This window comes from Acinetobacter sp. ABJ_C5_2 (assembly GCF_044538485.1).
GTDB lineage: Bacteria > Pseudomonadota > Gammaproteobacteria > Pseudomonadales > Moraxellaceae > Acinetobacter > Acinetobacter nosocomialis_A.
Map to the genome: position 1 here is coordinate 1 of NZ_JBIUCS010000048.1, position 10,744 is coordinate 10,744.

Sequence of the window (10,744 nt, forward strand, 5' to 3'; positions counted from 1 at the left end):
CAATATAGTTTGCATATATTCAATTAAGAGTATATATAAAATTAAAGTTTCTTCAACTTTTCTCTTAATAAATTATATGATTTTCAACTTTAAATTTTAAAGTATTTTCACAATTAATATCTTGATTATTTACTCTTTGAAGATGGTACAAATAGCCTCTCAATCCTATTATAGAATGCGACTGAATTGGACTTATATAATCACTTTCGCTCCATTGATCCACCTCTAATTTAGGGTCAAAACTTAAAGCAGACTGAACAAAGCTATTCCATTTATAGTTCATAGATATATTTTCAAGATTCAAATGATTCGTCATAATTTTTTCATTTAAAATTTCCTTAAAAACACCTACAACTATTTCTACAATTATCTTTAGTATATAAAATTTTCCTTATCAATATAATTAAAAGATCTCTACCACGGACAAAATTATACTTACGGCAAGACCAATTAACAGACTAAATTTTAAAAAGTACAATAGAAAGAACTGATCTTCAATAAGTGAAAAAATAATGCTATAAAATCCGATTACCGTAACCAAAATGCCACGTACTACAATATTTTTAATAGAATACTCTGAAGCTTTAAAATTCGTTATATAAAAATACTCACAATAACTTTAAATAACACTTTCAGTATCATTATTTTCTATCAAGATAATCAAAGAACTTATCGCCATGAAAAAAAACAAAAAACAATCAATCAAACTTACAGATAAACTAAATATAAAAAATTACAACTTGCTTTTTAATCAGAATTAATTTTTTATTATTCCACCTTTTCTCATATTTAAGTCAATATATCTACAATTTTGCTATTTCTTATCTATTAAGACATATAATTTATCAGAAGCAAATACAGTCTTATTCTGTCCTCCAAAACCAATTCAAGAGTGAGCTTAAATATTTAGACAATTCATACATCATCAAAATTCAAATTACTTTCTTCAAAATATTTTAAATCTTTAAAAGTCATTTTCTTTTCAAAAACTTTTTTGAAAATGGTATCTATCTTTTGTAATGCTACATAATTATTAAAATCAAAAGACATAGAAATACAATTATACCACTCATCTTCAGGAGCATTTCTTTCCCATCTATCCCCCCAACGATCATCTCTAGTTATATAAATTCCCAAATAAGACTCATCTAAGTCTATCTGTTCAATCTTTCTTGGACCGAAAAATAAACATAATTCTAATTTTGAATTTATACATGTCAGTGGAAAATCAACTATTCCCTCAGGATTTCCTCTGAACTCCATATAACCATAAGCATATGACCAATCTGTATATGATTTTTCCGGGATATAACACTTTAAAATATTCGTCAAACATAAAAACATAGCACAGTAATCATCATAATTAGTATTCCAATTTAAAAATGGAAATCGAGGATGATTACGGAAACAATTCACGACTTGCTCAATTTTACTCATAATTAATTTTTTAGTATTCCACCTTTCATTACATCTCAGTCAATATGTCTACAATTTTGTCGATTCATAACTATTAAGACATATAATTTATCAGAAGCAAATACAGTTTTATTCTGTCCTCCAAAACCAACTCAAGAGTGAGCTTAAATATTTAGACAATTCATACATCATCAAAATTCAAATTACTTTCTTCAAAAGATTTTAAATCTTTAAAAATCATTTTCTTTTCAAAAATTTTTTTGAAAATGGTATCTATCTTTTGTAATGCTACAGGATTATTAAAGTCGAAAAGAATAGCAATCTCATTATACCATTCATTTTTAGGAGCATTTCTCTCCCAACGATCATCCCAGCGATCATCTCTACTTATTTGAACTGAAAAATAAGCTTCACCATTATTAAGTTGTATTATTTCTCTTGTTCCTAAAAAAATAACTAACTCTAATTCTGACAGTTTGCATGTTAATGGAAAAGCAACTATTCCATTTGGATTTCCTCTGAACTCCATATAACCGTATGCATATGATGAATCTGTATATGCTTCTTTTGGAATATAACACTTTAAAATATTCGTTAAACATAAAAACATAGCACAGTAATCATCATAATTAGTATTCCAATTTAAAAATGGAAATCGAGGATGATTACGGAAAAAATTCACGACTTGCTCAATTTTACTCATAATTATTTTTTAGTATTCCACCTTTCATTACATCTAAGTCAAGACATCTACAATTTTGTCGTTTCTTATCTACTAAGACATATAATTTATCAGAACCAATAAAGCCTTATTCTCTCCTCCAAAACCAACTCAAGAGTGAGCTTGAAGAATATTTACACAACTCACTCATCATCAAAATTCAAATTACTTTCTTCAAAAGATTTTAAATCTTTAAAAGTCATTTTCTTTTCAAAGATTGTTTTAAAAATTTTATCTGTCTTTTGTAATGCTACAGGATTATTAAAGTCGAGAAGTATAGTAACTTCATTATACCATTCTTCTTGAAGTGCATTCGTCTCCCAACGGTCTCCCCATCTATCATCTCTAGAAATTTGAACTGAAAAATTTGTTTCAATATTACCGTTTTTATCAGCTTTGATACATCCAAAATAAACTACAAGCTCCATTTTTGAGTTAATGCACATTAATGGATATGCAACCTCACCATCAGGATCACGTCTAAAATCTATATAATTGTAAGCATAAGACCAATCTTTATATTGTTCCGCTGAAATATAAGATTTTAGCAAATTGGTTAAACATAAATACATTGCACAATATTCATCATAATTGGTATACCAATTATGAAAAGGAAATTTGTGATGATTTTTAAAAAAAGCTACTATTTGTTCTGATTTATTCATATTTAACCCTTTAAAATTTCACCTTTAAGAATATCTAAATCTATTCTTCGACTATCAAATTCAGGAGGAATTACACCTGTAAAATTTCGTCCCATAAAACTAAATGAGTGCTTTCCAACTGTAACACCGTATTATGATGTTTTAGATTTAATCCATGCTAATTGAGCCTTATATGCCTTAGTTTGCACCATTATGATAATCAACAGGTTTAGTGTTTGTCTTTTGATCGGGTTTACTATGCCCCTCTATTTTCAACATAGCTATACGCATTGAAAGTGCATATTACTTATAGAGAAGTAATGGTGGTTGGACTGGATGATTTGTCCAAACACTGCCAGCTTCAGTGGCAGTTACAATCATGCGATATCCATTTTATGCTTGGATTCGATCACTGTGTTGCTCTTTATTACATTCTTTATTATTACTACTACAAGATTTTTCTAATTCTTTAGCCTTTGCTTTACTTGATGCTAATGCTCTATCTTTTTGTTCCTGTGAAATAGATGATCTGCTATCCTCTATATCCTCATTGCGCACTCTAGTACCTGTTTTAACAACTGTATCTGCGTTTCAGAGACTGTTCCCCATCCACCTAAACTACCTATATCTACTGCTACGGCCATGTTTCTTTCTCTAAGACAGCATAGAATTTTTGGGATTCAGAATTATGCAAGCAACTTTCTACAATCCCTGCTAAAATATCTATTCTTAAATATGGGGGCCATAACCTTTCTTCTAAAATTCCCCTATTCCATTTGTCTTCATCAATATTATATTTATTCACAATGAAACAAATCTCTCCATAGACCACGCGCCATTTGTTGTAGTCAATGTCATCTTCCAAACCATGTAAATATTCTTTCACACGAGTTTGAGCAATAAGTAAAAAATCAACGCCTTTTTTTTCATCATCGTCAAAATGTTTTTTGGAAAGCAAAGGAAATTTTCTTTTTAACCTATTCCAATTCCACAAAGCTAACTCTTCTTCACGATCTGTAATGAATGAATCGATTTGTTCTTCCATAAATCTAACTGCCATATCAATCGCTCACTAAATTATTTAAGGTATTATGAGCTTGTTGAACCCACCAATTGTTTAAGGGCCTAAATAATTTTTGATGTTCCTGCTTATCCAACATCTTATCTAAGATTTTAGTAATAGATGGATCGTAAAATCGGAACAAAGCCAGTTTACCATTCGGAAGCTCAGCTTGTAAAAATGGCTGTAAATGCTTTATTAATGATTGTTTAGAAAAAGATGTTTTTAGCAGTAACCCCCCTATATTCGCACTGACTAAAAGTGCCCGTTGCAGTGTTTCATTGTTTCCTTGGTTGATCAGCAGCAACAAAGGAGATACTTCTAAGGGTAAAGTTAGACTTCCATCTGATTGCCCCTGTTGAGCATGAGTAATAATGCCTGTAACGTAGGTTAATTCACCTCGCTCGGTTATTATATCTACAGCAAACTGAATACCAATGAAAGATTTTAGTTGAATCGTTACATTTGTTGACAGGCATAAACTTCTGCTTTTAAGCCATCATTGAGCGCATGTACACCATCAATTCTTTGCAGAAATACTTGGCCATTTAATATCGGAGAAATAAATTAAATATGAATAGCACGTTTTGTGGGCTAATATCCCAAACTATCTAAAACTTAATGATACTGTTTAACATTTTATAAAACCGGATTATATTTAAAAGCATCATAAAAATACATACAGTTCTGTCTATTTATTATATTAATTCTCGACCTAATGACTAGCCTAATAACATTATCATACGCTAAAATAGCAAACTTATATATCTCAGTATATTGCCTAGCCCATTATGAATGCACAAATAAAATTAAAAAAAACATCAAAACGAGAAATCCTTCTAAACACTGCAACTCAGCTCTTTATTCAAGAAAGTTATATTACTGTGGGGATCGACCGTATTATTGCAGAATCCGATATTGCTAAAGCGACCTTTTATAAGCACTTCCCCTCAAAAGAAAAACTGGTACTCGCTTGCCTACAGGAATTGAAAATCGATATTCAAATTGCCATAAAAGAGTGTATTTCGGAGCTAACAACGCCTTTAGAAAAATTAGAACAACTCTACCTTTGGTATATCGACTGGGTAAATCAAAATGGTGCCAGAGGATGCCCATTTCATAAAGCAAGCATGGATGTAGGAAATTTATACCCTTCTATTCAAATCGCTCTGGATGAATATCGGAACTGGTTATTTGACCTTGTAACATCTATTTTGAAGGAATTAGAAATAAAGGACCCTAGTGCTTTAGCATATCTCTTTATCTCTCTCATGGATGGCATAATTAATAGCTCTGTTTGTGAAAAAGCCCCGATTAAACCTGAGAAAACTTGGGATTTTATTCAGACATTGATTAAACTTGAAGCAACTCATACATAAATTTCTAGTAATAGGATCCACTAATAAAATATATTGAAATTATCTATTTTTTATAAAAATATCTGCAAATTTTTATAGCAAAAGACCTGCTTAAAAGCAGGCCTTTTGCTGTATTTCAGGTTTTAAGTAGCTTGTTACTTTATATAGTATTTTAGTAAATACTCTACAAATCTATTTTAATTTACCTAACTAAGTCAATATAAAAATAACTTTTAAAAAGCTAGTTTTAAGACTTTTATCAAAAATTTAAATGACATTTCCATCAGACAATAAAAAACCCATTCCAAAATTCGAAATGGGTCTAGTGAAAACCACTTAAACCTGAAATACTAAACATTACTGCTTAGCACTATATAATTTAATGATTTAATAAAAAAATACAATATATAAATAAATAATTTTTTAGATAAAATTCATCAGAGAACCAATTAAAAATATTACCTAAACAATTGTAATTCAAGTTAATTTATAAAAAATACTATAATTTTCGTTGTAACAAAACTAAATATGACGTTTGCCAAACAAAAAAACAATTACTAAAAAATACAATCGATCTTGTATACATGTGGAATAACACTAAAATATTTAAGCTTTAATTAAAGCTACACAGCTCCTATCACTAGATTAGAGTGCTATTCATCAATATCCATTTGGGAAGCATGCAAACGTATTCCTCTACTTCCAGAATTAAAAAAGCCTTTAAACGCATAAGTTATTTTTAAGTAAAACTTTACTATTTAAAATAACTTAGCCTGAACAAAAAATTTCCACAGTCGATTCATGGTTTATCCGGTAACAAAACTTCTATACTTTTAGGTGTAAATAAATACCCGAAAGCACCTTAAATCACTGCTCTAACTTTCTCCAAGCCTCCCCCTTTTGCAGTGTGAATGCAAGGTATCAACTTGGGTCTGATTGATTGTTTATACTATTATAAAAATCATCCTACCGGTACAAAAGCGGGCACAAGAGTGTACACGCTAAAAGTATAAAACCTTTTACTAAATAGGTATAATTAATGAAATTGTAAAAGCTCATTTACGAAGAAATTAAAGATTTAACTCAATCTACATATGTAGCAGTATTAGTTATTAATCTACCTTTTAAATCTCAAATTTCTGAACTCATTGCTGAATTTTAAAAAATAGTAAATGAAATAACCGGTTTTTCTTATTCTCAAGACCAATGTATTCAAGATAGTTTTCTTACGTAGAGGAATTGCTAAACGTTATTGGTATAAACGAGATGAGGTACTAGTAATTCAAAGCATAGTTAATGCTTATGGATTGGAAGGAGAATCTTGCTATCCTGTAATTAGAATTACTAAAGATTTATATGATTTTTTAGATCAACATTCTGGTAAAAAAGTATATAGTTATCACCTTCTAAATAAAAAAGCTAAGCTCCGATTACCGAAGCTTAGCTTTTAAAAAGTAATTCTTATTTAAAAATTACTTATTTGATGTCTGCAAATTCAGAAACAGGTTTGTTCACTTCAACTTTTGTGCCACCGAATTTTTCACTTACGAATTTTTGCACTTTCGGTAAGTGGTAAAGTTCACCAAGTTTCGTATAGATCGGGTCATTTTTGTTTGCTTCAGCTACACCCAATAAATTGACATAAAGCTTAGTAGACTGGTCGATAGGCTCACGGAAGATAGCGTCTTTCATTACATTAAGACCACCCTCAAGTGCCAATGTATTACCAAGTACAATTGCATCTACGTCGTTTTTAACACGAACTGCTGTAGTCATTTGAATTGGTTTTAATTGTAAATTTTTAGGGTTTTCAGCAATGTCGTTCGTAGTCCCTTTTACAGGATCAAAGTTTGGTTTAAGTTTAATCAGTTTAGCTGATTGTAATAATATTAATGCACGAGCTTCGTTAGCAGTATCGTTTGGAATTGCAATGGTCGCGCCTTGTTGGAATTCATCAACAGTTTTAATTTTATTTGCATAAATACCCATTGGTTCCAAGTAAGTTGTCGCAACAGCTGCAACTTTCGCTGTATTTGAAGCATTGTAAGCCGCCAAATAGTTAAATGACTGGAACGCATTTACATCTTGTTCACCATTTGCGACAGATGTATTGAGCACAACATAGTCAGTCAAATTGGTAACTTGAAGTTTAATACCCGCTTCTTTAGTCTCAGGAAGCGTTGCAACATATTTCCATACATCCGTATCTGAACCTGTTGAAACCAATTTAATTGTTCGAACAGACTCAGTTTTGTCTTTGGTTGTTGCAGTATTTTCAGTTTGTGCAGGTTGTTTATTACATGCAGTCAGTGTTAGTACAGATGCGCTGAACAATACACTAAATAATTTTTTCATAGGTACATCCTAAAATAGGAAACGCCTACCCTACAAAAGAGTGAGACATTCCCAACCATTGGGTCGAAATGCAATATTTGGCCGGAAATAATTTCCAGATATAGGGTTTAGAAGCCTGAATTCAGCACTATTCATTCCTTGAACTTGCTCGCTAAACAATAGAATTATGTTTTGAAACAGCCTCTAAATATGGGATCATCATATATCAACAAGTGAATATTCTACAAATAACTTGTTCAATTCTGATATATAGTCATGCTCACAGCAACATATTGAAAACATAAACATTTTTCAAAAACCACATACATATTTGATTTATATGAAATTTTCAGGATTTGTTATCAATATTTAAGCTAAATATTGATTTAATTTGCACTTTAATCATGTGCTTAAGACAGACAACGCATCTCATAAACTTTCATTTGAGCAATATGCGATTTTAATTGATGCAAAACAGATAAGTTTTCATTTCTTACATTTATCACCAGATGTAAAGCCACATCTGAGGTATCAGCAATATTTTTCTATATTACAAATATTTTAATCATATTTATCAAATAAATTTTGATCATACCATTTTTCAAATTCAAAACTGGTTTCAGGCAAATTCTTGATCATATCCTCACATTCCTTAAACATTTTTTCGACTTCACCTTTAAAATCAATATTAAACCCTTCTAAATCTTCTAGCTCAGTCCCTCTTTGAATTATGTTAATTAAGCCTATAGAGCAGTTATTTTCTTTCAAAAGTCTAAGCATAGATGGTGTATACAAAAAATGTTCAGCCTCATTTATATTTATATAATCATTTTTTAAAGAATGCAAAATTCCAAGATTAACTAGTAAAATTAACTTTTCCAAATTAGTTTTTCCAGATGTATTCATTTACCCCTCCAAAAACTTCTGTCTTAACTTCAAAAACCTTAACAAAATTCTTTAGTAATAATGGTTATATTCACTTCATATCCGAGTCACTATATTAAATTTTTCTTTTTAGAACCATTTAAAATCTTACAGAATAGTTAGGTGCTTTTTGATTCCGTTATATGTATTTATATAGTTTTATCAACTATGGAATAAGTATGATAGCCACGGACTTCAAGTCTATACTTTGTTTCAACTGAATCAATTTATGCTATAGAAATAAAAAAAGCCCCAGCTTTTAACCGAGGCTTTTAAAATTTTATGAATGTAGTCAAATTCACACTCAATAAAATACTTTTCCAGATTTTATTAAATTTTATTCCTTTGATGAGCAATTAACTCAAGCTAAGTATTGATGAAATTGCGCTGTATAACTCATCATCTGCCGATTCAATTTTGTTGCTTTGCCAAGCAATATAGCCGTCTGGTCTAATCAGCATGCATTCATTTTCATCATTAGTCCAACAGCGTGAAAGCTCTCCATAAGAGTCTTCAACATCTCTTTTTGGCCCTACCTGTATAACTTTAATATCCAAGTTGAGCTGTCTATTCAGCTTATCTACAGCAAGTTTCCATTTATCGCCTTGCAACCAACAGAATAGCGTAAACTTTCCATTTCCAATTAAGTCTAAGGCTGAGATTTTTTTATGATTTTTGACTAACCATACATGAGGAAGTTTATGGCCAGAAGTAAATGAGGGATAATAATAAAGATCTTCATCTCGACAAGAATCTAATTCATTTTCAATATTATGTTCTGCCCCAATAATTGCAGATGAATGATACCGCACATTAGTTTCTACACCTAAAGCAGCAAACTCATAAGCTTTATATTCAATTGCAGATCTTAAATCACGGCGTTTAACAGCACCTTTTTCATTACTCTCACTTAAAGCATTAATGCTTTTTTGCATCGCCTCTGTACTGTACTTTCCATCTAACTCTAAAGCAGAAAATATGGTAGAGAACTCTCTAACACTTTGATTCGCTCGTTTAACAATTCGCTCACCAACAGGTGCTCTTTCATCATTAAAACTGTCTAATAAACCACTACCCGCTTTACCATTTAATACAAATGCTAATTTCCAACATAAGTTATAAGCATCTTGTATAGATGAGTTTGAACCAAGTCCATTAGAAGGTGGATGACGATGGACAGCATCACCAATACAGAAAACTCGACCTTTCGAATACCGCTCTGCATACATTTCATTGACTGTCCATAACGACTTGCTACTTATGCTTATTTCAATGTCGTTATCACCAATAAGCTGTTTGCAAATCGCAATCGCTTCATCATCGGTAAGAGATGGCTCTTCTTTTTCAATGTCATACCCCCAAACAATCTGCCATTCATTCCAAGGTCTGACCATACGCAACAACCCTAGGCCAATCCCTCCAATATTTGCTCCAGGTTGTATAATCCACCAGAGGTAGCCAGGTCGATGTGAAACGTATTTTGTTAAATCGGCTTTAAAAATAATGCTGATACTGCCACTTTTCCCCATTTTACCAGCCATAGGTAAATCTAAATCTTTTACGACTTGGCTGCTTGCACCATCAGCTCCAATTAAATACTTACAACGGATTAAGTATGTTTGTTTAGTTAATCTATCTAAAACAGTGACTGTTACGCCATCTTCATCTTGTACATGAGATAAATATTCCGTATCAAATCTTGGATGACTCCCTCGGGATGCAGCATTTGAAAGCAAAATAGGTTCAAATAGGTGTTGAGGCAGATCGCACTGTTCACAAGGGCTCGCTTTCGCATACTCAGACATTCTTTCTGGATGATTCATTCCATAAGGAAAACGTCCAATTTCATCACCCGTTAAAGATGTGCAATAAACAACATCTCCCATAACTTCTTTTGGTGCTGCTTTTGCAATTACTTCATCTGAGATCCCCAAGTCTCGGACAACTTCCATGGTTCTTTGACTGATATAATGGGCACGCGGACTGTTTGCCAGCCATCTATATTTAGTTATTATGATATTTCTGATTCCATAAGTACTTAACATAAGTGCAGCAGAAGAACCAGCCGGACCACTCCCAACAATTAAAACATCAGTTTCTAACATTTTTATCCTATTACTTACATATTTTTAGCAGCTAAATAGTTATTGCATACATTTAAAGCAAATAAATATCTCAAACATAATATTGCTTTAAAAACTCTTTAGACCAATTGAAGGCAAAGTCTTTACTATATTATTTTTAAATAAATCTATAAAATATATAAAACAGATTCCTAGATCTTTAT

General features: G+C 31.3%; 10 protein-coding genes and 2 pseudogenes. 1 reads left to right on the forward strand and 11 read right to left on the reverse strand.

Features of this window, described 5'->3' with window-relative positions; translation table 11 throughout:
* Positions 1-64 precede the first annotated feature (64 nt).
* The 8 genes and pseudogenes from ACH8JV_RS18735 to ACH8JV_RS18770 form a co-directional block, all read right to left on the reverse strand.
* Positions 65-316, reverse strand: coding sequence for a hypothetical protein (locus ACH8JV_RS18735; RefSeq protein WP_396523099.1), 252 nt, complete (start codon positions 314-316; stop codon positions 65-67).
* 599 nt (positions 317-915) lie between these two features.
* Complete coding sequence (locus ACH8JV_RS18740; RefSeq protein ID WP_396523101.1) at positions 916-1,437, reverse strand: hypothetical protein; 522 nt, start codon at positions 1,435-1,437, stop codon at positions 916-918.
* A 160-nt stretch (positions 1,438-1,597) separates the two neighbouring features.
* Positions 1,598-2,119: a hypothetical protein gene (locus ACH8JV_RS18745; protein WP_396523103.1), complete on the reverse strand. Its 522-nt coding sequence runs from the start codon at positions 2,117-2,119 to the stop codon at positions 1,598-1,600.
* A 161-nt stretch (positions 2,120-2,280) separates the two neighbouring features.
* Complete coding sequence (locus ACH8JV_RS18750) at positions 2,281-2,802, reverse strand: hypothetical protein (RefSeq protein WP_396523105.1); 522 nt, start codon at positions 2,800-2,802, stop codon at positions 2,281-2,283.
* Positions 2,803-3,174: 372 nt separating this feature from the next.
* Positions 3,175-3,339 carry a hypothetical protein gene (locus ACH8JV_RS18755; protein WP_396523107.1) on the reverse strand — a complete coding sequence of 55 codons (165 nt, stop codon included), beginning with the start codon at positions 3,337-3,339 and terminating at the stop codon, positions 3,175-3,177.
* Positions 3,340-3,415: 76 nt separating this feature from the next.
* Entirely contained in the window at positions 3,416-3,826 is a 411-nt protein-coding gene (locus tag ACH8JV_RS18760; RefSeq protein WP_396523109.1) for a hypothetical protein, read from the reverse strand.
* A 16-nt stretch (positions 3,827-3,842) separates the two neighbouring features.
* A pseudogene (locus tag ACH8JV_RS18765) lies at positions 3,843-4,154 on the reverse strand (DUF4123 domain-containing protein); the annotation flags it as partial.
* 15 nt (positions 4,155-4,169) lie between these two features.
* Positions 4,170-4,479: pseudogene (locus ACH8JV_RS18770) on the reverse strand (type VI secretion system tip protein VgrG); the annotation flags it as partial.
* A 153-nt stretch (positions 4,480-4,632) separates the two neighbouring features.
* Between ACH8JV_RS18770 and ACH8JV_RS18775 the strand changes: the two are divergent.
* The gene (locus ACH8JV_RS18775) at positions 4,633-5,220 is read left to right on the forward strand and encodes a TetR/AcrR family transcriptional regulator (RefSeq protein WP_396523111.1); all 588 of its coding nucleotides are present in this window, start codon (positions 4,633-4,635) and stop codon (positions 5,218-5,220) included.
* A 1,455-nt stretch (positions 5,221-6,675) separates the two neighbouring features.
* Here ACH8JV_RS18775 and ACH8JV_RS18780 read toward each other — a convergent pair.
* The 3 genes from ACH8JV_RS18780 to ACH8JV_RS18790 all read right to left on the reverse strand — a co-directional run bounded on the left by ACH8JV_RS18780 (position 6,676) and on the right by ACH8JV_RS18790 (position 10,562).
* The gene (locus ACH8JV_RS18780) at positions 6,676-7,554 is read right to left on the reverse strand and encodes a MetQ/NlpA family ABC transporter substrate-binding protein (RefSeq protein ID WP_311088012.1); all 879 of its coding nucleotides are present in this window, start codon (positions 7,552-7,554) and stop codon (positions 6,676-6,678) included.
* Between the two features lie 540 nt (positions 7,555-8,094).
* Complete coding sequence (locus tag ACH8JV_RS18785; RefSeq protein WP_396523113.1) at positions 8,095-8,439, reverse strand: DUF3969 family protein; 345 nt, start codon at positions 8,437-8,439, stop codon at positions 8,095-8,097.
* Positions 8,440-8,813: 374 nt separating this feature from the next.
* Positions 8,814-10,562: an FAD-dependent oxidoreductase gene (locus tag ACH8JV_RS18790; protein WP_396523115.1), complete on the reverse strand. Its 1,749-nt coding sequence runs from the start codon at positions 10,560-10,562 to the stop codon at positions 8,814-8,816.
* Positions 10,563-10,744 lie beyond the last annotated feature (182 nt).